This is a genomic window from Echinicola shivajiensis (assembly GCF_018642165.1).
In the GTDB taxonomy this organism is placed as follows: domain Bacteria; phylum Bacteroidota; class Bacteroidia; order Cytophagales; family Cyclobacteriaceae; genus Echinicola; species Echinicola shivajiensis.
Window position 1 is genome coordinate 59,918 of record NZ_JAHHZM010000020.1, and the last position, 21,757, is coordinate 81,674.

The following is a 21,757-nucleotide window of genomic DNA, read 5'->3' on the forward strand; positions in this document are numbered from 1 at the left end:
ACTTATTAACCTTTAGGACTGATTATTGTTTTGCCTTCTTTTATTTTTTCATAAATGCTGATATTCATCAACATTAGCCCCAAGGAATAAATGAAGTCCTCAATAGGAATTGTTATGATTCGAAAACTCAGATTTTCGGCATTATCATAAAACACCACCGGCTCTGGAGTAAAAGCACCTGTCAAGGCGCCATTAAACAATAAAAAGGGAATGAGATGCACTAAATAAAATAGGTAAAACCTACCCAGAATTTTGGTTCCAAAATAATGGTAGTGAAACAACAACAACATAGCAACAAACAAGAAATTGACACTTGTATACCATTTGTCGAGATTCAAAATTCCAACCAAGATTAATATGCCCAATAGTGCAAAAGTCAATACCTTGGCCTTACTAGCCAAATAATCCTTTCTAATATAATATTGGAGTACCTCATAGATAAATATGGTAGAAAAAGGAACTATCAGAAAAAAAAGACATTCTTCCACAGGCAGGCTCCCAAAGTAAGCACCGGTCAAATATCTAGGGTTAAATCCCCAAACTTCTATGACGGTAAACCATTCATCCCAGATGATAAATACCAAGCTGGTGATCAAAATGGCAGGAAATAGGGCAAACCATTTTTTATAATAGTTGATTTTGGATTCGAAACTCCACAGCAAAGGCAACAGTAAAGTTGCTATGTCTAAAATCAAATAGAGATATTTCTCCATAAACACCTTATTCGAAACCTAATTTGGTACCAAAATAAATACTCATTAAAAGGGATAATTTTTTGATATTTGGAACCCTCACCCTCCTAAGGGTAATGGTATTTGGCTCTAATTTCTTGATTTTCCTGAATAGATTGAGATAATACAGATACGCAATCTTAACCCCTATTTTGGCCCCCACTGGCAATCTCTTTATTCCTTCATAGGCATCCTCAAAATCCTTTTCTATGTCTGCTTCAATCATCTGTTTCATTGAATGGTCAAAAGTCCGATAGTCTACCCCTGGGAAATATACCCTTCCGCGCTCTTCAAAATCACTCTTGATATCTCTTAGGAAATTAACTTTTTGAAAAGCAGACCCCAATTTACAAGCAGGGGATTTTAATTTCTCGTAGGCTTCATGATTACCCTGGCAAAACACTTTTAAGCACATCAGGCCAACCACTTCTGCTGAACCATAAATATATTCCTTGTACCTATCATCACTATATGTACTAAAATCCAAATCCATCGCCATGCTATTCAAAAAAGCATCAATCAAGTCCTTTTCAATTCCATATTGATGAACGACCATTTGAAAAGCATGCAATATGGGATTTAAGCTGATCTGTTGATCAATAGCCTCGTAAGTATCCTTTCTGAATTTTTCCAAAAGATACGCTTTGTTCTTGTGGTGAAAAGTATCCACTATCTCATCTGCAAACCTTACAAAACCATATATCCCATAAATTGGCATATGAAACTGGTCATCCATCACTCGAATACCCAAACTAAAAGAGGTACTATAGCGACGTGTCACAAGCTTGCTGCATTCCAATGTCGTATTATGATATAACTTTAAGGCGTCCATAAGTCTAGTTTTGATGAGCTTTAGAAAAATGATTTTTAATGATTTCATGAGCGACCACCTGCCCAGAAATCAGGGAAGGCGGAACTCCTGGTCCTGGCACTGTTAACTGTCCTGTGTAATATAAATTTTTTAACTTCTTGTTCTTGATTTTTGGTTTAAGCAAAGCTGTCTGACCCAAGGTATTGGCCAGACCATATGCATTACCTTTATATGCATTATAATCTTGAACAAAATTGCTTTGAGCATATGCCCTTTTGTAGATCACATGATCACGAATAGATTGACCGGTGAGCTTTTCAAGCCTATCCATAACCATATGATAATATCTTTCTTTATGCTCCTCTGTGTCATCCAAGCCAGGCGCCAACGGAATAAGGATAAACAAATTTTCCTTCCCTTTGGGGGCTACAGATGGATCGGTGACTGATGGCGCGCACACATAAAACAAGGGCTTGTCTGGCCAATCAGGATTTTCATATATAGCGTCAGCATGTGGCTCCAATGCTTCATCAAAAAATAAATTGTGATGATTGAGCCCAGATAATTTTTTATCGACCCCTAAATAGAAAATCAAACTGGAGGGTGCTAGGGTACGCTTGTCCCAGTATCTTTCGGAATAATTACTGTATTCTGGAGGTAATAGTGCGGCATCGACATGATGATAATCAGCGCCAGCAATTACTATATCAGCAGGTATGATTTTTCCATTCTTCAAAAAAATTGAGGATACAGCGCCCTCCTTAATCTGAAGATGAGACACATCTGCATTATACACAAATTCAACCCCCTTTTCCTCAGCAAGAGTAACCATTGCCTTCACTATCTCATGCATTCCCCCCATAGGATACCAAGTTCCCAAAACCAAATCAGCATAATTCATCAAACTATACAGTGCTGGTATCTTTTCTGCTGTTTGGCCTAAAAACAAAATGGGAAACTCCATCAGCCTTATCAGCTTTTCATTTTTAAAAAATTTGGCCACATGTTTTTTCATGGAATGGAATATATCCAGCTTTATCAGGTCGTTGATTATACCTGGCTGGGCAAATTCCCAAACGGATTGGCCAGGCTTGTAAACCCATTCTTGAATACCAATCTTATACTTTTGTTCTGCTTGAGCCAAAAACTCTTCTAATTTTTTAGCACTTCCAGTTTCTGTTCTTTCAAAAAGCAACTTTAACTCTTCAAAATTGGCGGGAATGTTCATTTCATCATTCTTAGCAAAAATCACCTTATAAGAAGGGTCTAACCTCACCAATTCATAATAATCAGACACTTTCTTTCCAAATTGGGAAAAATAGTTTTCGAATACATCAGGCATCCAGTACCAACTAGGCCCCATATCAAAAGTAAATCCTTCAGCGAAAAAATTCCTTGCACGTCCGCCAGGACTATTGTGCCTCTCCAACAGCTTTACACTATAGCCTTGATTGGCCAACCTGGTAGCAGCCGCTATTCCAGCAAAGCCCGCCCCTATTACCACTACCTGATCATCCGTCATCCTAATCAACTTTATAAATTTTTAAATCCTCTTTAAGAATTTTTCTTGCGATATGAATTCTGTTTTTAACAGTACCTATTGGAAGATCTAATTTCTCAGCAATCTCCTGATACTTATATCCACTGAAGTGCATCATAAAAGGCTCTTTGTACACTTTGTCTAAATTCTCGATACAGGCTTTGATATCTTCAAGGGTAAAGCCTCCCTGAGCACCATTTTCAATACAGACATCACCAGAGTTAATATAATGTAAATTATCAGTTGTATCTACAAAAGTGGCTCTTCTTACCATTCTCTGATAATTGGTAATAAAAGTGTTTTTCATAATGGTATAAAGCCATGCTTTCAAATTAGTACCATCCGAAAACTTATCTCTATTCGTAAATGCTTTTAGGACTGTGTCCTGTAGCAGATCATTTGCATCATCCACATCCTTGGTCAGCCTAAGTGCAAAAGGCTTTAATGTCTTGGAATACTGGTTAAGCGAGTAACTGAATTCTAAAGTTGTCATGCCTTTGATTATTTTGTTTAAGTAAATATAATTTTAATTAAACAATATTCAAAGTTTTGTTTATTATTTTTTTAATTATAGTTAAACAATTTTATGGAAAGGCAATAAAAAAGCAGACTTTCGCCTGCTTAGTTCAATCCAATACATCTCCCCTTCTTACTTTTCCTGTGGAATATTGTTCATCTCCTCCATAAACATTTTTATATCTTCAATTTTTTCCATTAAATATATGTTTTTAGGAAACTCGAACTCCGCCCGCAATGCCTGATAACCAGAGACTATAATTTTACTCTCAGAAAACTGGTTGGACAAGGCTTCCAAATACACTTGTAAATTATGGATATCCGGAGAAGTGGTGACAACAGTGATCAAATAATCTGGTTTATGAAAACTATATACTTCACCCAAATCATTTTGTGGAGTACTTTGTCCCAAATAAATAACCTTATGCCCTTCTCTTTTGATCAGGTAACTTGCAAAAAGTAACGAGATCTCATGCAGTTCTCCTTCAGGCAAAAACAACATGAATTTTTTTCCTCCACCTTGATAAACATACCTATCAATGGCAACAATTAGTTTTTGCCTAATCAAATTACTTATAAAATGTTCCTGTGCAGGTGTAATTGAACCAACCTGCCATAAAACACCAATTTTTGCCAAGAAAGGATAAATGACCTTTAGCATGGTTTCATCAAAACCAATGCTTCTATTGTTCATAGATAATACCTTATCAAAGCGCTCCTCATCAATTTCTATCATAGCTACCGTCAAGGCATAGATCTGATCTTCATGCGCCATCACTCCTTCCGTCAGCTCAACCACCTTTAACCGAACCTCTTCAGAGGACATTTTGGCAATTTTAGATATCTTCAGACCATTATTGTTCAATAAAGCTACATTCAATATGAGCTTTAGATCATCATCATCGTAATAACGAATATTGGTTTCGGTGCGCTTTGGATGCAACAAGTCATAGCGCTGCTCCCATATCCTCAAGGTATGGGCCTTGATCCCTGAGAGATGCTCCAGATCCTTTATAGAATAACTACTCATTTCTTCCCTTCTTTAAAATACTTCTTTGGAACAATAAATAAACCAAATGCTTCCGCTCCTTTCTTTTGGTTATTGGCATGATGGGCTTGGTGGGCCTTGAATATTCCGGAAAAAAAAACATTCTTAGGCCTTTTCAACCACTTACTTCTTCTATGAATAAGTACATCATGCAATAGAAAATAACAAAGACCATAAACACTAATCCCCACTCCAAGCCAAAAACGATAGTCCAAAGACCCAAAGCCTTTCCACATCAGTAAAACTGACACGCCACCAAACAATATTGAGAAAACATCATTCAGCTCCAAAAACCCCTTGGAATGCTCATGGTGAGTTTTATGGATTCTCCACAATAACCCATGCATAAGGAACTTGTGTATAAACCAACCAGAAAGCTCCATCAACAAGAAGCCTATTACCACAAATAAAATTGCATTAACCATCATCAAAAGAATAACCAGTTTTGATTTGAAATGTTTATCGGGTGATTTACAATATTCACTTTTTCTTAATTGAGCCTAAGTTAAAAGTGCTTTCCAGGGATTATTCCTATTTTTGTAACAAAGTAAACAAAATTAAAATTGTTTACTCTTTCCGTCATGAATTTAAACAAAATAAACAAATATGATTTTATATAATATTACTGTAAATATTGACCAAGAGGTAGAGCAGAAATGGATCAAATGGATGAAGGATGAGCATATACCATCTGTGATGGCCACTGGTATTTTCAGTGAAAACAAATTCTACAAGTTAATGCACGAGCCACACGATGGTGGAGTTAACTATTCTGTACAGTATTTCGCAGATAGCATGGAAAAGGTTTACGAATACCAAACCAAATTCCTTCAGGCCCATCAAGAAGATTTCCAAAAATCCTTTAAAGACAAATACGCGATTTTCCGCTCCCTCCTTCAAGAGGTATAAAAAGCAAAGCCCCATTGTTGGGGCTTTGCTTTTTATTATTTGGAAGCTAACATTTCTTCTATCTCTTCAGATTGCAAATGGCAGTTGTACCACCCACCTTCTATGTCAGCCTTATATTTTTTATAAAAGTTAATAGCAGGATCATTCCAATCCAAAACTTGCCACATCATACCCGTGCATTTCTCTTCCACAGACTTTTTCATTACTCTTTCAAAAAGTAATTTCCCTGCTCCTTTGCCTCTTTCCTTTTCGGTAACTATATAATCTTCCAAGTACAATCTCCTTCCTTTCCAAGTACTGTATCTATAATAATATATTGCGGTCCCTATAATTTCCTGTGTACTTTCCTTGATCAAAACAAAAAAGCCATACACCGGATTAGGGCCAAAACCATCTTCCTCCATCATTTTAACCGTGTTGGTCACTTCCTCTGGAGCTTTTTCATACAATGCCAATTCCTCGATCAACTCAAAGATCCTTGGCAAGTCTTCTCTTTTTCCTTCTCTGATCGTATACATGACTCGAAATTATGAAAAATTGTAAAAAGAACTAAAGACTTCCTTCCTTTTGGAATAGAGACATGCTAGTTTTAAGTATCTCAGTAAAGTCACTGAAGATTATCCTTACCCTAACATAATCAAATATTAAGAATATGTTTTTATCTATAGACGCAGGAAATTCGAATATCGTTTTTGGATTTTATAATCCAGCAACTGAAAAATGGACCCATGAGTTTCGTCTGGAAACCAAAATGGACCTAACGCTGAATTATCTGGTAAAAAACATTCAATTCTATTTTCTCGAAAATGGTTTGAGCGCTACTTTAGTAAAAGCAGTTGGGATCAGTTCGGTAGTACCGGAAATAAGCAATCTATTGGTTCAATTTTCAGAATCATTTTTTAACAAAAGCCCACACTTAATCAATGAAAGAAGTTATTCAAGCCTTTTGGTTTCAACGGCTAGACCTGCAGAAATAGGCACTGACCTTATGGCAAATGCGGCAGCAGCTTATGAATATTTCCGAACCGCCTGTGTGGTCATTGATTTTGGAACGGCGCTTACATTTACCATTATTGATGAGCAAGGCAAAATTATGGGAGTCAACATAGTACCAGGGCTTAAAACAGCCATTAAATCTCTATTTAGAAATACCTCCAAACTTCCAGAAGTAAAATTGGAAATGCCCAAATCCGCAATTGGGAAAAACACTATACATTCCATCCAAGCGGGCATCCTCTATGGCTACACTGGCCTAGTAAAAGGAATGCTTGCGGCCATACGTAAGGAAATGAATAGGGAAGTAAAAACAATTGCTACTGGTGGACTCTCAGCAATCATCAGTAGCTTAGAAGGTGAATTTGATATGATAGATAGAGAACTTACTCTGAAAGGAATCAAGTTGATCACTGAAACCAACAATCCCTAATAGTTTAAAAAAAAACGGAGCTTATTCGGCTCCGTCTTTTACTGTAAGTTCTATTTCTTCTCCTGTTTCATCCAGGAATTTATACTCCGTCACTGGTAATGAAGAATCTTTGATCAGTTTTACCCATTTGAAATATTTAAAAAACCACTTTACCCTTCTGGAAATCATACCCTGGGTAAAATAAGCATGAAGGTAAGGGTGTAAGCCAACCTTAATATTGGCTAAGTTTTGATGCACAGCAGTGTACTCAAGATCTCTTTCCAGCTTATCAGCCACCAAAATAGAGGCTTGGATTTTTCCTGTCCCATTACATGCAGGGCAGGTCTCCTTGGTCACAATATTCACTTCAGGTCTTACTCTTTGCCTGGTGATCTGCATCAACCCAAACTTGGTCAATGGCAACACTGTATTCTTGGACCTATCATCCTTCATCTCAGCCTTCATTGCGTCATATACGGCCCTTTTATTCTCAGCCTTCTTCATATCTATGAAGTCAATGACTATAATCCCTCCCATATCTCGGAGGCGAAGCTGTCTGGCAATTTCTTTGACAGCCACCAGGTTGGTTTTTAATGCCGTTGTTTCCTGGTCGCTTTCTTGGTTGGACTTATTTCCGCTGTTTACGTCGATAACGTGCAGCGCTTCGGTATGTTCTATAATAAGGTATCCGCCATGCGGAAGACTTACCGATTGTCCAAACAGGCTCTTGATCTGCTTTTCAATTCCAAAACTTTCAAATAGCTTGGCTTTACCGTTGTAAAGCTTAACAATTTTTTCCTTTTCAGGGGCGATCGATCTGATATAAGATCGAATCTGATCATAGATTAATTCATCCTCTACCGTGATTGCATCGAATGATTCGTTGAGCAGGTCTCTTATTATGGAGCTGGCCATACTCATTTCTCCTATAACCTTGTCTTTACTTTTGGCTTTCATCAACTTCTTCATCCCATCCTCCCAGGTGTTCACCAAGTTTCTGAGGTCTTTGTCCAGTTCCGTTACAGACTGTCCTTCAGCAACTGTTCTAATGATAACACCAAAATTGGCAGGTTTGATGGAAGTGATTAGCCTGGCAAGTCTTCTTCTTTCTTCAGCTTTACGGATCTTTTTAGATACATTGACTGAATTGGAGAAAGGTACCAGTACCAAATAACGACCGGCTAAGGAGAGCTCACAGGATAGTCGCGGGCCTTTCGTAGAAATCGGCTCCTTTACAACCTGAACTAAAATTTGATTGTTTTTAGAAAGGACTTGAGAAATCTTTCCAAGCTTTTCTATCTCAGGTTCTAGCTCAAACCCTTTAAGCGTGGGATGCTCGGAGTGATTGTTTCTGATCTGTTTAGTATACTTGATCAGACTTTTCACTTTTGGCCCGAGGTCCTGGTAATGCAAAAATGCATCCTTTTCATAGCCCACATCAATAAAAGCTGCATTGAGCCCATTGACGATTTTACGGACCGTGCCCAGGTACATATCCCCCACTTTGAACTGGTTGTTTTCTTCATCGGAATGAAGTTCAACCAGTCCTTTATTTTTTAAAAGGGCTATTCGACTACCGTTTTGAGCAGAATCAATTACTAATTCCGTACTCAAATCGTGTCTCCTTTATGTTAATGAACGTTCTTGTGTAAAAACTATAAAAGAAGAAGTGTATTACTTCTTCTTATGTCTGTTTTTTCTTAGTCTTTTCTTACGCTTGTGCGTAGCGATCTTATGTCTTTTTCTTTTTTTACCGCAAGGCATAATCTTATGGATTTTAGTTTAACAATACTTTTATAATTGCCCCAGATAGTTATCTACACTTGAGATGATCATAGGATCTTCTGTCATGTCTTTCACCAGCTGAAACTGTTTTTTCGCTTTATTTTTCTGCTTAGCTTCGAAATAGCTCACCCCCAAGTAAAACTGACCTTGGACATTCGCTGGATGATGACTGATTAGGTCTTCAAAACGCTCCACTGCCTTCTTATACTGACCAGATTGCATGGATAATACCCCCATATTAAATAGGGCTTCTTCATTTTGAGGATCCTGCTCAAGCACCTCTCTAAGCATCATAATACCCTGCATAGGGTTTGTGGATGACACATGTGTCATGGCCACTTTAGTTTTTAGATCAAGCCTCTCAGGATTATTTTCCAATACCTGATTTAGATATGATCTGGTCTGCTCAGCCAAATAGGCCATTTTATTTTGGTCCATCGCAAAGCCAAATGCCTCATAATAAGCATTTCCTGCTTTCTCTAAAGATTTGGGATCAGGGAACTTCTCAGCACTTAGCCCTAAATAATAGGCCGCGCTATCATACATCCCAGCTCCAGAATAGATAGAGGCTATTGAATCTGCAAAGATAACAAAATTTTCTTTACTTTCTTCTTTTTCCAGTTTGGTAGCCAGACCACTAACTGTTAATTTGTCTGAATCTGCCACACTTGCATTGTGTGCTTCGGTGACAGGTTCAGAAGCCGCATCACCTTGCTGCGCCATACTTTGACCTTCTTCTGAGTTATCCACCACTACCCTGGGAAGGGAGTACAAGACACCAACAGCGACAATTACAGCTACGACAAGAATGATTTGCGACTTTTTCATAAATCAGAAACTTCTAAGGATTAATCTTGAAAAGCTACTTCTTTAACTTTTTTGCTGTTTTTGATTTTGTCAATGAAGACTTTTGATGGCTTAAAAGCCGGAACATAGTGCTCATCGATCACGATAGCAGTGTTTTTAGAAATGTTTCTGGCGATTTTCTTAGCACGCTTCTTATTGATGAAGCTACCGAAACCCCTCACATAAATATTCTCTCCCTCAGACATGGAATCTTTCACCACCTTGAAAAATGCTTCAATGGTTTGAGTCACATCGTCCTTCTGAATTCCTGTCTTGTCCGAAATCTTGGTAATTACCTCTGCTTTAGTCACTGTATTTAAATTTTAATTTGATTAAATTGCTTAACAATCTATTAACCAACTAATTTTGGGACTGCAAATTTAAATGATGCTTTTCAATATAAAAACAAAATGAAGAAAATTAGCGTCTTTTGTTCAACGAAAAGAATTAAGAAAAAATTTCAAAAGTTTTGAATTTCAACCATTTTTCCCAAAAACTACTCCAGTGGTACCCGGAAAATAAAAGGGATCTGCCTTGGAGAAACACCCAAAATCCATATATCATTTGGCTATCAGAAATTATTCTTCAACAAACAAGGGTGGCACAAGGCTTACCATATTTCCAAAAATTCATAGAAAATTATCCGACTGTTGGCGATTTAGCAGCCAGTCCACAAGAAGAAATTTTAAGACTTTGGCAAGGACTTGGATACTATAGTAGAGCCAGAAATCTACACAAATGTGCCAAACAAGTAGTGGACAACCACCAAGGCGAATTCCCAAACACCTATAAAAGCCTACTCAAACTACAAGGAATCGGTCAGTATACAGCCGCTGCAATTGCCTCCTTCGCCTATAAAGAAAAAGTAGCCGTGGTAGACGGAAATGTATTCCGGGTATTAAGCAGATATTTCGGAATTGACACAGATATTAGCAGCACTGCAGGCAAAAAAGAATTTCAAAATCTGGCCAACCAGGTCATTTCCCCTGAGCAGCCCGATGAATACAACCAAGCCATCATGGAATTTGGCGCATTGCAGTGCACCCCGAAAAAGACGGACTGCAATAGCTGTCCCTTACAGTCAGGATGCTACGCTTATAACAATGACTTGGTCGAAAAATTACCGGTCAAGAACAAAAAGATAAAAGTTAGCACAAGGGCTTTCTTGTACCATGATATAGAGTGCAATGGGAAAACCATCACTAAAACAAGAGGACCTAAAGATATTTGGGAGGGCTTAACCGACTTTCCCTTGGTTGAATTTCAATCACCGGAAAACATAGACCTCGAAGAATCAAAATTGTTTCATGAACTTCAAGCATTTAGCCCAACGATCCATTTTGAAAGCGAAAAGACTTATAAACATATACTAACTCATCAAAAAATTTTTTCAAACTTTGTCTCTTTCAAAATCCCAAGTGATTACCAAAAAGCACTTGAAGATTGGGCAGAACATAAAGGATACCTCCTTCGTGAGCCAGATGAATTGGAAGCCTTGGGCAAGCCAAAACTGATTGTCCGATATTTGAACGATAAAAAATAATCCTTAATTTTAACTATACGCATTTAAGCAACATAAATTTTAATTTAAACTATGGCCGGTGTAAACAAAGTAATATTAGTAGGCAACCTAGGTAAAGACCCAGAAGTAAGACACTTGGAAAGCGGGAGTGTGGTGGCCAACCTTACCCTAGCTACCACGGAAGCCTATAAGGACAGAAATGGAAATCGTGTAGAAAACACCGAATGGCATGATCTTGAACTTTGGGATGGACAGGCAAAAATAGCTGAACAATACCTTAGAAAAGGCAGTCAAATCTTTGTCGAGGGAAAAATCAAATCCGACACTTGGCAAGATGAACAAGGCAATAACAGGAAAAGGACTAAAATCAGGGTACTAAGCTTTACTATGCTAGGATCAAGAAATTCCGAAGGAGGTGGCCAACCAAGCTCAAATCCTAACACCATGAGCCAAGCAAGCTCAAACAGTCCACAACCTGCATCAATGCCTTCATCGAATACCAATATAGATGAGGGAGAAGATGACCTTCCATTCTAATTTACATCAGATTAGAATCCTAATGGATAAATCATTAATTTTGCATAACAATATTTGAATCATTTAATGGACGATCCATACCCGAGTTTGTCAATGCTGGCTGAAATTAACCAGATTTCAGCTGGCTATATCATAATAAACAGCCTCATTTTTCTACTTCTGTTAATGGCTTCAGCCCTAGTATCAGGCTCTGAAGTGGCTTATTTTTCTTTATCCCACGATGATCTAGGAGAGTTGAGTAATGAATCGGAAGAAAACTCTGAACTGGTCATCAAGCTAATAGAAGCTCCTCAAAAACTTCTTAGCACTATATTAATACTGAACAACCTTATTAATATTGGTATTGTAACCCTGACCACTTTCTTCACCATCAACCTTTTTGGAACAGATGCCACAGGAATTCTCATCATTCTTATTCAGACCGTTGGAGTTACCTTTGCCATTGTCTTTTTCGGTGAGATAGTACCAAAAGTATATGCCAACAATGCACGGGTAAGCTTCTCCAAACTCATGGCCAAATCCTTGCATTTTTTCTCTATTGCCCTAGCACCGCTTTCTTCTTTCCTTATGGCCATAAGCAACATCATTGAGAGAAGAATTGAAAAAAAGGGCTATACACTCTCAGTAAACGAACTTCACCAAGCATTAGAAATCACCGCGGAGCACACTACAGAAGGTGAAAAAGATATTTTCAAAGGCATTGTGAACTTTGGCACTTTGTCAGTGAAACAGGTGATGTGCTCAAGAATGGACATTACAGCAGTGGATGTAGAAATGGACTTCCATGAGCTAATGGACAAAATCAATAAAAGCGGCTATTCAAGGATTCCTGTTTATAAAGAAACCATAGACAATATAGAGGGGATACTCTATATTAAGGACCTCTTGGCACATATAGAAAAAGAAGATGATTTTCAGTGGCAAACGCTTACCAGAAAGGGATTGTTTGTCCCTGAGAACAAAAAGGTGGACGCCCTTTTAAAGGATTTCCAGAACAAAAGAGTCCATATGGCGATTGTTGTGGATGAATACGGTGGAACATCCGGGCTTGTTACCCTTGAAGACCTGATCGAAGAAATCATCGGTGAGATCAATGACGAATTTGACGACGCAGACAATTTGCTTTACAAGCAAATCGATGAGAACACCCATGTTTTCGAAGGAAAAGTATCCTTAAATGACTTCTGCAAAAGACTGGAACTCGACCCGCAATCATTTGACGAGGTAAAAGGAGATAGCGAGTCGCTTGGCGGCCTACTACTGGAACTTAACAGAAAACTCCCTAAAAACGGATCCAAGATTCAATTTGATAAATTCACATTTACCATATTGGCTGTGGATGCAAGGAGAATCAAAAAAGTAAAGGTCTATATGAACCCACAAGTAACGGGAGATTTATCGCATAACGAAGATTAACATCCAGAAAAAAAGAAAGAAACAGTCAATATAAATTTTCAAAGAAGGATAAAGGATATAAGTATTCACATTTTTTCAAAAATTCACCAATAAACTTGAATACTATCAGGTTTACCCTAATTATTTTTAATTTCAGAGAAAACAATTAGAAATTCATTTTTTCAAACCCCATCTGAGTAATTTTACGTAAAATTCAAAAAAACAAGTTTATTTTTCAACCTATTTCAGTCAATTCAACATAAAATTACCAATAGTCAGCAATAACAGCTTCCAGATTTCTATTTTAATAATTGTAAAAATCATAGCCAAATTTGGTTACTAATGTATTTTTTTCGTTCTTTTGTTGCCGAGATTTTAAAAAAAGAAAAATTCTTTGTAATTTATTCAATCGAATTTACAAACCTATTTAAATAACACTAACTATGAATGAAGGATTATACCATTCACAGTTTGAGCACGACGCCTGTGGGATTGGCGCTGTGGTCAATGTGAAGGGCAACAAAAGCCATGAGACGATAAGTGATGCGCTCTTTATGCTGAGCAATATGGAGCATAGAGGAGGAAGAGGCAGTGATCCTAAAACAGGTGATGGAGCGGGTATTTTGATTCAGGTACCACATGATTTTATGAAGGAGGTGACTCACCGTGCTGGCTTTGAACTACCAGAAGAAGGTAGTTATGGAGTGGGCATGACATTTTTTCCTAAGAACAAACAACTACATAAAAAATCAAAAATACTGCTCAATAAAATCCTGGAGGAAATGGATTTTGAGCTCATCGGTTACAGAGAAGTCCCTGTGGATGAAACTGTACCAGGCTCAGGTGCTTTGGAAGTAATGCCAAATATTGAGCAGCTTTTCGTTAAACATAAAGAAGGTCTAGTAGGCAAGGCACTTGAAAGAAAACTTTATGTGCTAAGAAACTATGCTACAAAAGTAATTAACTCAACAATCCCAGGGGTTAATAGATCATTTTACTTTGCTAGTTTCAGTTCCAATACCCTTATTTATAAAGGACAATTGAGAACTGATCAGGTTCTTGCTTTTTATAAGGATCTTCAAAACAATAAAATAACTTCTGCCCTTGCATTAGTTCACTCAAGATTTTCTACCAACACATTCCCTAACTGGAGATTGGCGCAACCTTTCAGGTATTTATCCCACAATGGAGAGATCAACACCATCAGAGGTAACCTGAACAAGATGCGCTCTAAGGAGTCATTGATGAAGTCTGAGTTGTTTAACGATGAAGAGCTTGACAAATTAATGCCAATTACCAATTCTACTTATTCTGATTCAGCTAACCTGGATGCGATGGTAGAATTGCTGACCCTAAGTGGAAGATCTTTACCACATGTTATGATGATGTTGGTACCTGAAGCTTGGCAGGACAATAAATCAATGGACAAGTCCAAAAAGGCATTCTATAAGTTCCATGCAGCATTGATGGAGCCATGGGATGGTCCTGCGGCCTTATTGTTCACTGACGGTAAGTCTTTGGGCGCAACTTTGGACAGAAACGGCTTAAGACCACTTCGTTACTTCACTACTTCTGATGACAGATTGATTCTTTCTTCTGAGGCAGGTGCTTTACCAATCAGAGAAGCTACTGTAACAGAAAAAGGTAGAATCAGCCCTGGAAGAATGATTATGGCTGACCTTGAAAAGGGTAAGGTAATGTTCGATGAGGAAGTAAAAGCTGAAGTTTGCGAAAACAAGCCTTACGATACTTGGGTAAGAAAAGAAAGGTTGAAATTGAGATTGATGCCAAGCCCTAAGGTGCTTTCTCAGCCTTATAACACCCAAAATATCAAAGAAAGACAAACTGTCTTCGGTTATACTACTGAAGATGTCAATACTATCTTGGCTCCAATGGGAGATACAGCTTATGAACCACTAGGTTCAATGGGTGCGGATACGCCTCCTGCTGTACTTTCCAAGCAAAGCCAACATATTTCCAATTACTTCAAGCAGTTATTCGCCCAGGTAAGTAACCCTCCTATTGACCCGATCAGGGAGAGATTGGTGATGTCACTTTTCACCAGAATCGGTGAAGGCTACAATATCCTACAGGAAAGCCCTCAGCACACCAGACAGATCCACATTTCTCAGCCAGTGTTGTTGAATGAGGATTTGGAAAAAATCAAGAACCTTGAAAACAAAGGATACAGGTCTAAAACCCTTTATGCTCATTTCAAAGCTGACCACAAGCCAGGCAGAATGCTTGAGGCATTGGACAAGCTTTGTCAAGAAGCTGTTGACGCTATCAACGAAGGCTATAACGTCCTGATCATTTCTGATAGAAACACTTATGAAGGTGTTGCTCCAATCCCTTCACTATTGGCTATTGGTGGTGTTCACCACCACTTGGTCAACAAGAAATTGAGAACCAAGGCTGGCATTATTGCTGAAGCTGGTGATATCAGAGAGACCCATCACTTTGCCACTGCTGTTGGTTACGGTGCTAGTGCGGTCAACCCATATTTGGCTCTTGAGACACTTGTTCACTTGAATGAGAATGAGCAGCTTTCTAAAAAATTCGAAGAGAAAGAATTGTTCGAAAACTATCAAGATGCGATTGGAAAAGGCTTGCTGAAAGTCCTATCAAAAATGGGTATCAGTACTCTTCAGTCATACCAAAGTGCCCAGATTTTCGAGGCAGTTGGTTTAGGCCCAGAGGTAATCGAAAGATGCTTTAAAGGTACTATCAGTAGAATCAGCGGTGTTTCTTTTGACGAACTAGCTGAGGAAGTACTTACCAGACATAATGCAGCGTATGGATTTGAAGGACCGAGATTGGAAACTGGTGGAGTATACCAGTGGAAAAGAAGAGGTGAGAAACACCTTTTCAATCCTGAAACCATCCATTTGCTACAAAAATCCACAGCAAACAATGACTACGCACTGTACAAGAAGTTTGCTGAAAAAGTAAATAACCAAACCAAAGATGCCCTTACCATTAGGGGATTGTTTGAGTTTAAGAAAAGAATTTCTATTCCGATAGAAGAAGTAGAACCAGCTGAAGCTATCCTGAAGCGTTTTGCTACTGGTGCCATGTCATTTGGTTCCATTTCTCACGAAGCTCACTCTACCTTGGCTGTCGCCATGAACCGTATCGGTGCAAAATCCAACAGTGGTGAGGGTGGAGAAGATGAAATCCGTTTCGAAAGAAAAGAAAACGGTGATTGGGAAAGATCAGCTATCAAGCAGGTCGCTTCTGGTAGATTTGGTGTGACCAGTAACTACCTCACCAATGCCGAAGAATTGCAGATTAAAATGGCTCAGGGAGCGAAACCTGGTGAAGGTGGACAGCTTCCAGGTCACAAAGTGGATGATTGGATCGGACGTGTAAGACACTCTACTCCAGGAGTAGGTCTTATCTCCCCTCCTCCTCACCACGATATTTACTCTATTGAGGATTTGGCTCAGTTGATCTATGACTTGAAAAACGCCAACAGAAAAGCACGTATCAACGTGAAACTGGTTTCTCAAGCTGGTGTAGGCACAGTAGCTGCCGGTGTTGCAAAAGCACAATCTGATGTTATCTTGATTTCAGGTGCTGACGGTGGTACTGGTGCTTCTCCATTGAGTTCCATCAGACACGCTGGTTTACCTTGGGAACTTGGTTTGGCTGAAGCTCACCAGACTTTGGTGAAAAACAACCTTAGAAGCCGAGTAACCCTTCAAACTGACGGTCAAGTAAGAACTGGTAAGGATTTGGCCATCGCCGCCTTATTGGGTGCTGAAGAATGGGGTATTTCTACTGCAGCCTTGGTTGTGGAAGGATGTATCATGATGAGAAAATGCCACTTGAACACCTGCCCAGTAGGTATTGCCACGCAAAATCCTGAGTTAAGAAAACTATTTACAGGTAACCCTGACCATGTGGTTAACTTCTTCAAATTCCTTGCTGAAGACTTGAGAGAGATCATGGCTTCCTTAGGATTCAGAACGGTTAACGAAATGGTAGGTCAGTCAAATGTACTGAAATCTACCGGTCACTTGAACCATTGGAAATGGGATAAACTAGACCTTAGCCCAATCTTCCACATGGTAGAAGTTCCTGAGCACGTAGGTATCTACAAGCAAATCGACCAGGATTTCAAATTGAAGAAAGTATTGGACAGAAAGTTGATCAAATCAGCACTTCCAGCACTTGAGCAGGCTAATCCTGTTAAGGATAATTTCCAGATCAAAAATATAGACCGTTCGGTTGGAGCTATGCTTTCCAATGAAATCTCCAAGATTTATGGAAGTCCAGGCTTACCGGATGATACTATCCACTATAAGTTTATGGGTTCGGCAGGGCAAAGCTTCGGCTTATTCCTGACAAAAGGAGTAACATTCGAGTTGGAAGGTGAAGCCAATGATTATTTTGGTAAAGGCCTTTCAGGTGGTCAGTTGGTGATCTATCCTAGCAGAAATGCAAAATTCAAAGCTGAGGAAAACATCATCATCGGTAACGTAGCCTTCTATGGTGCCACTTCTGGACACGCTTACATCAACGGTAAGGGTGGAGAACGTTTCTGCGTAAGAAACTCAGGTGTGAAAACCGTAGTAGAAGGTATCGGAGATCACGGTTGTGAATACATGACCGGTGGCCAGGTGATCAATCTAGGTGAAATTGGAAGAAACTTCGCAGCAGGTATGAGCGGCGGTGTCGCCTACCTACTAAAGGATAATGTGAAACATATCAATCAGGAAATGGTTGATTTGGATCCATTGGAGCAAGAAGATTTCGACATCATCAAGAAAGAACTCGAACTTCACGTTAAGTACACCAACAGTAGCTTGGCAGCTAAATTCCTAGAAAATTGGGAAACCGAGAAGGAGAAATTCATCAAGGTGATGCCAAGAGATTACAAAGCTGTACTTAAGCAAAGAGCGTTAAAACAAGAAGAACAATCAAAAACTTTAGTGTAAGATGGGAGCGAACGACGGATTCCTTAAATATAAAAGAGAGTTAGAAGATAATAGAGACCCAAAAGAAAGGGTTGGCGATTATAATGATATCCATCATCCGATTGCCCCTGAAAAACTAAACAATCAGGCTGCAAGATGTATGGATTGTGGTATCCCTTTTTGTCATCAGGGATGTCCACTGGGCAATGTAATCCCAGAATTCAATGATGCAGTTTACCGTAAAGAATGGGGAGAGGCTTTTGATATCCTAAGAGGCACCAATAATTTCCCTGAATTTACAGGAAGGATTTGTCCTGCCCCTTGTGAGGCCAGCTGTGTGCTAGGTATCAACAAGGATCCTGTTGCAATTGAATTGATCGAAAAAAATATTGCGGAGAAGGCCTATGAATTGGGCCTTGCTACTCCAAAATCTCCAGAAACCAGAACGGATAAAAAAGTGGCAGTTATCGGTGCAGGTCCTGCAGGACTTGCTGCTGCTGACCAATTGAACCAAGCTGGGCATGAGGTAACCTTATTTGAGAAAGACCAAAAAGTAGGTGGTCTGCTAAGATATGGGATCCCTGATTTCAAAATGGAGAAATGGGTAATTGATCGCCGTGTTAAACTGATGGAAGATGAAGGGGTTATTTTTGCCACCGGAACTGAAATCGACACAACAAAAGCAGAAAGCATCCTTAAGGACTTTGATGCAGTAGTGCTTTCCACTGGAGCTCAAGAACCAAGAGATCTTAAGATCAAAGGTAGAGAAGCTAAAGGAGTTCACTTTGCCATGGAATTCCTAGGAGAACAAAATAAAGTGGTTAGTGGAGAAAGAGATACCCCAAACCCAATTTCTGCTAAGGGCAAGCATGTCATCGTAATCGGTGGCGGTGATACTGGAAGTGACTGCATCGGTACTTCTAACCGTCACGGTGCTGCTTCCATTACTCAGCTGGAATTATTGCCAAAGCCACCAAAGCAACGTGCTCACTTGAACCCTTGGCCTGAATGGCCAATGACCCTTAAAACTTCAAGCTCCCATGAAGAAGGTGCTGATAGGGTTTGGTCGGTATTGACCAAAGAGTTCACCAAAGATGAGCAAGGCCAAGTTACCGGTCTTACCTTAGTGGACATCGAATGGAAAGAGGAAAACGGCAGAATGCAGTTCTTCGAAATTGAAGGAACTGAGAGAACCGTTCCTTGTGACCTTGCTTTATTGGCTATCGGTTATACCGGCCCTAAGCAAAATGGTCTTCTTGATGCATTTGGTGTGGAAGCTATGGAAAATTCACTTCCTAAGTCAAAAGAATACCAAAGTACTAACCAAAAAGTTTTCTTGGCTGGTGATATGCGAAGAGGACAGTCTCTAGTGGTTTGGGCTATTTCTGAAGGAAGGGAGTCAGCTGTAAAAGTGGATGAATTCCTAATGGGTAAATCTAACCTCCCAAGAAAAGATCGTTCTTTCTTTGAGAACGTAGAAGACGCTGAATTCTGTGAATAACAGTAGTTTAGTTTTATTTAACAAGTTTGTTAATTCGATGGAAACTCCCTGTCTCGGCAGGGAGTTTTTTTTATGATTTAGTGAATATTAAGTAAACCTTTTAGACTTTTCAAATCTTCGTATACTTCCACATCTGAAAGTGTCTTCAACTTGTGGAGATTGAGCTTTAGTTGCTTTGCATCAGCATAAATATCCTCCACATCAGAAAGGTCTTTCCACGATTTCTCTTCAAAGAGTTCATCATAAAGAGTTCCCATTCCCAATAGATAAAATGAGCCATCTTGTGCTGGCCCGACAACTAAATCCTGATAATTAAGTGCTTCAAATGCCTCATCTAAAATATCAGTGTTCAGCTCCATGCAGTCAGACCCAATTATCAGAACCTTTTGATATCCTTTACCTAAAACCTCCGCAAAAGCTTGTTTCATCTTATCTGAAAGTCCGCCATTACCTTGTAAACTAAGGTGATAATGCTCATTCAATAAAAATGATTTATCAACCTCTTCCTGAAAATATACAAATACATCTGCCGGATAGTTTTTCACCAAATCGTGGGTATAATTCAACAGGTATTCATAAACCTCAGCGGCCTTTTCTCCTCCGATGACCTCACCAAGTCTGGTTTTTACCTTTCCTGGCTGAGGATTTTTTTGAAAAATGATAATTGCATGTTCATTCATGGTCTTACATGTTATACTCGGGTGCGCTATATAATTTAATTTACTTTTATTGCTCAAATCATCTGCCAAAACATAAAAAAAGAAGATCTAAAAAGATCTTCTATGATAAATGAACCAAAATTTGTCATTAGACGCAAGAAATTATTTTTTTATTTATGAACCACCATTTCCACGCCTTTGTCTGTCACCTCCACGTTCACGCATTCGCTCTTGCATCTTCTTCTGCATCTCTTCCCACTTAGCAAATTGCTCTTCAGATAAAATTTCCTTTAACTTTGCTTGCTGCGCTTCCCTGTCAGCCTTCATTTGTTCACGAGCTGCCTCTCTTTCCTCTTTTTCTTGATTCCTCATTTCCATTCTTTTCTTGGAAGACTCCAAGAAAAGCGCATAAACTTCTTTCTTTTGATCCTCACTGAGTTCTAGCTCCTTTTCCATATGGCCGGCCACTCTCTCGGCCATTTTTTCTGGATCCATTTCACCGCGCCCTTGTCTTTGTTGCGCCTCTGATTGTAAAACGGTGGCAGTCAATATCGCCAGCAAAAACATTATTTTTTTCATAATCATTATATTTTTTGTTTAATACTCCTTTGACCATTATTCCTATCTGGGGTTTAAAGGGTCAATAACTTTTTAACAAAATTTTAACATTTGTGCTACTGAAGTTCTAAACCCTTAATCATTTTAATAGAGAAGATAATGCTCAACATTTGGAAGAAATAAATCTGACTGCCCCATTTATGATATTTAACTTTTCAACGTCCAAAAGATTAGACGGAACTATTTTATCTTGGCCTTATGACTGGTCAAATTGACATGCTAGCTAAAGTTCTAAAAAGGCCCTGATTGGGAAAGTCCCTCTCCCATAAATGGCGGGAAAAAAACCAAGTTTAGTATATTATGAAAAATGTAAGAGTATTGAACTTTGAGGAAATGAGGGAAACAAATGGAGGCTTGGGGTCAGATTTTTTGGAAAGGGTAGGCTATATTATAGCTGAGACTTTTTGTCAATTATGAAATACCGCCTACGACAACCCTATTAGAGGAGGAAACGGCGAAGACATGAATAAGTATCGTTTTGAATAATTAATTAAAGCCACTATGAAAGATAACAACATAAAAATAGTCGAACTAAACACTGATGAGTGTACCAGCATAAATGGTGGATGGATTGGTATAGCTATTGAGATAATAAGTGCTTTTGGAACAGGTTTTTCAGCAGGTTATGGTTATGGGTCTTATGATTGTGATTGTCCTGATTCAGATGGGAGGAGGTTTGATGAAATGGGGCCAACCCATTATAGAGCCTAAAATTTAGACGGGCAGAACATTCCCCTGCCCCAATAAGCTGGTAATTCAAGTTATATGAAATTCTTACAAACTTTCTTTATTATTTTAGCTACTATATTTCTTTTTAATGCATTATATGCCTTATTTGTTTCGAGTGAGAGATATTTATTATTCAGTTTTCAGGTAAGTAAGCCCGTATTTATTATTTACTATCTCGCTTTATCCATCGCATTATTTAGTATCTGTATTCGATCAATACAAAAGAGAAATGATAATTAAAATAACAAAACTGTTAAGAAGCGTTGTCACTATTATTATTGTA

20 protein-coding genes are annotated in these 21,757 nt (G+C 38.8%); 8 read left to right on the forward strand and 12 right to left on the reverse strand.

Annotation, left to right across the window (positions count from 1 at the left end):
• Positions 1-5 precede the first annotated feature (5 nt).
• From KMW37_RS20910 to KMW37_RS20935, 6 genes are all read right to left on the reverse strand, one after another.
• On the reverse strand, positions 6-713 hold the full coding sequence (locus KMW37_RS20910) for a lycopene cyclase domain-containing protein (RefSeq protein WP_215226591.1): 708 nt from the start codon (positions 711-713) through the stop codon (positions 6-8).
• Positions 714-720: 7 nt separating this feature from the next.
• Entirely contained in the window at positions 721-1,563 is an 843-nt protein-coding gene (locus tag KMW37_RS20915; protein WP_215226592.1) for a phytoene/squalene synthase family protein, read from the reverse strand.
• A 4-nt stretch (positions 1,564-1,567) separates the two neighbouring features.
• Positions 1,568-3,064 carry a phytoene desaturase family protein gene (locus KMW37_RS20920; protein ID WP_215226593.1) on the reverse strand — a complete coding sequence of 499 codons (1,497 nt, stop codon included), beginning with the start codon at positions 3,062-3,064 and terminating at the stop codon, positions 1,568-1,570.
• A 1-nt stretch (position 3,065) separates the two neighbouring features.
• Positions 3,066-3,575 carry an RNA polymerase sigma factor gene (locus KMW37_RS20925; protein WP_215226594.1) on the reverse strand — a complete coding sequence of 170 codons (510 nt, stop codon included), beginning with the start codon at positions 3,573-3,575 and terminating at the stop codon, positions 3,066-3,068.
• 156 nt (positions 3,576-3,731) lie between these two features.
• Positions 3,732-4,628, reverse strand: a complete 897-nt coding sequence (locus tag KMW37_RS20930) for a MerR family transcriptional regulator (protein WP_215226595.1) — start codon at positions 4,626-4,628, stop codon at positions 3,732-3,734.
• A complete protein-coding gene (locus KMW37_RS20935) occupies positions 4,625-5,071 on the reverse strand; it encodes a sterol desaturase family protein (protein WP_215226623.1) in 447 nt (148 codons plus the stop codon). The genes KMW37_RS20930 and KMW37_RS20935 overlap by 4 nt, the downstream gene beginning before the upstream one ends.
• Before the next feature lie 181 nt (positions 5,072-5,252).
• Between KMW37_RS20935 and KMW37_RS20940 the strand changes: the two genes are divergently transcribed.
• Positions 5,253-5,555 carry a DUF4286 family protein gene (locus KMW37_RS20940; RefSeq protein WP_215226596.1) on the forward strand — a complete coding sequence of 101 codons (303 nt, stop codon included), beginning with the start codon at positions 5,253-5,255 and terminating at the stop codon, positions 5,553-5,555.
• Positions 5,556-5,590: 35 nt separating this feature from the next.
• Here the strand turns inward: KMW37_RS20940 and KMW37_RS20945 are convergent, their stop codons facing one another.
• A complete protein-coding gene (locus KMW37_RS20945) occupies positions 5,591-6,073 on the reverse strand; it encodes a GNAT family N-acetyltransferase (protein WP_215226597.1) in 483 nt (160 codons plus the stop codon).
• A 134-nt stretch (positions 6,074-6,207) separates the two neighbouring features.
• Here KMW37_RS20945 and KMW37_RS20950 point away from each other — a divergent pair, with 134 nt between their 5' ends.
• Positions 6,208-6,981, forward strand: coding sequence for a type III pantothenate kinase (locus KMW37_RS20950; RefSeq protein WP_215226598.1), 774 nt, complete (start codon positions 6,208-6,210; stop codon positions 6,979-6,981).
• Between the two features lie 21 nt (positions 6,982-7,002).
• Here KMW37_RS20950 and KMW37_RS20955 read toward each other — a convergent pair whose 3' ends face one another.
• From KMW37_RS20955 to KMW37_RS20965, 3 genes are all read right to left on the reverse strand, one after another.
• Positions 7,003-8,574: an Rne/Rng family ribonuclease gene (locus KMW37_RS20955; protein WP_215226599.1), complete on the reverse strand. Its 1,572-nt coding sequence runs from the start codon at positions 8,572-8,574 to the stop codon at positions 7,003-7,005.
• Positions 8,575-8,754: 180 nt separating this feature from the next.
• Complete coding sequence (locus KMW37_RS20960) at positions 8,755-9,573, reverse strand: tetratricopeptide repeat protein (protein WP_215226600.1); 819 nt, start codon at positions 9,571-9,573, stop codon at positions 8,755-8,757.
• Between the two features lie 20 nt (positions 9,574-9,593).
• Positions 9,594-9,902, reverse strand: coding sequence for an HU family DNA-binding protein (locus KMW37_RS20965; RefSeq protein WP_112784269.1), 309 nt, complete (start codon positions 9,900-9,902; stop codon positions 9,594-9,596).
• Positions 9,903-10,060: 158 nt separating this feature from the next.
• On the opposite strand from KMW37_RS20965, the gene mutY reads away from it, so the two are divergent.
• The 5 genes from mutY (at position 10,061) to KMW37_RS20990 (ending at position 19,468) form a co-directional block, all read left to right on the forward strand.
• On the forward strand, positions 10,061-11,134 hold the full coding sequence (mutY, locus tag KMW37_RS20970) for an A/G-specific adenine glycosylase (protein ID WP_215226601.1): 1,074 nt from the start codon (positions 10,061-10,063) through the stop codon (positions 11,132-11,134).
• Positions 11,135-11,185: 51 nt separating this feature from the next.
• Positions 11,186-11,650, forward strand: coding sequence for a single-stranded DNA-binding protein (locus KMW37_RS20975; protein ID WP_215226602.1), 465 nt, complete (start codon positions 11,186-11,188; stop codon positions 11,648-11,650).
• Positions 11,651-11,716: 66 nt separating this feature from the next.
• Positions 11,717-13,066, forward strand: coding sequence for a gliding motility-associated protein GldE (gene gldE, locus KMW37_RS20980; RefSeq protein ID WP_215226603.1), 1,350 nt, complete (start codon positions 11,717-11,719; stop codon positions 13,064-13,066).
• Positions 13,067-13,488: 422 nt separating this feature from the next.
• A complete protein-coding gene (gene gltB, locus KMW37_RS20985) occupies positions 13,489-17,988 on the forward strand; it encodes a glutamate synthase large subunit (protein WP_215226604.1) in 4,500 nt (1,499 codons plus the stop codon).
• Between the two features lies 1 nt (position 17,989).
• A complete protein-coding gene (locus tag KMW37_RS20990; protein ID WP_215226605.1) occupies positions 17,990-19,468 on the forward strand; it encodes a glutamate synthase subunit beta in 1,479 nt (492 codons plus the stop codon).
• A 77-nt stretch (positions 19,469-19,545) separates the two neighbouring features.
• Here the strand turns inward: KMW37_RS20990 and KMW37_RS20995 are convergent, their stop codons facing one another.
• Positions 19,546-20,148 carry a TIGR04282 family arsenosugar biosynthesis glycosyltransferase gene (locus KMW37_RS20995; protein ID WP_215226606.1) on the reverse strand — a complete coding sequence of 201 codons (603 nt, stop codon included), beginning with the start codon at positions 20,146-20,148 and terminating at the stop codon, positions 19,546-19,548.
• Between the two features lie 153 nt (positions 20,149-20,301).
• Positions 20,302-20,706, reverse strand: a complete 405-nt coding sequence (locus KMW37_RS21000) for a DUF4890 domain-containing protein (protein WP_215226607.1) — start codon at positions 20,704-20,706, stop codon at positions 20,302-20,304.
• 540 nt (positions 20,707-21,246) lie between these two features.
• Between KMW37_RS21000 and KMW37_RS21005 the strand changes: the two genes are divergently transcribed.
• Positions 21,247-21,456, forward strand: coding sequence for a class IIb bacteriocin, lactobin A/cerein 7B family (locus tag KMW37_RS21005; protein WP_215226608.1), 210 nt, complete (start codon positions 21,247-21,249; stop codon positions 21,454-21,456).
• Positions 21,457-21,757 lie beyond the last annotated feature (301 nt).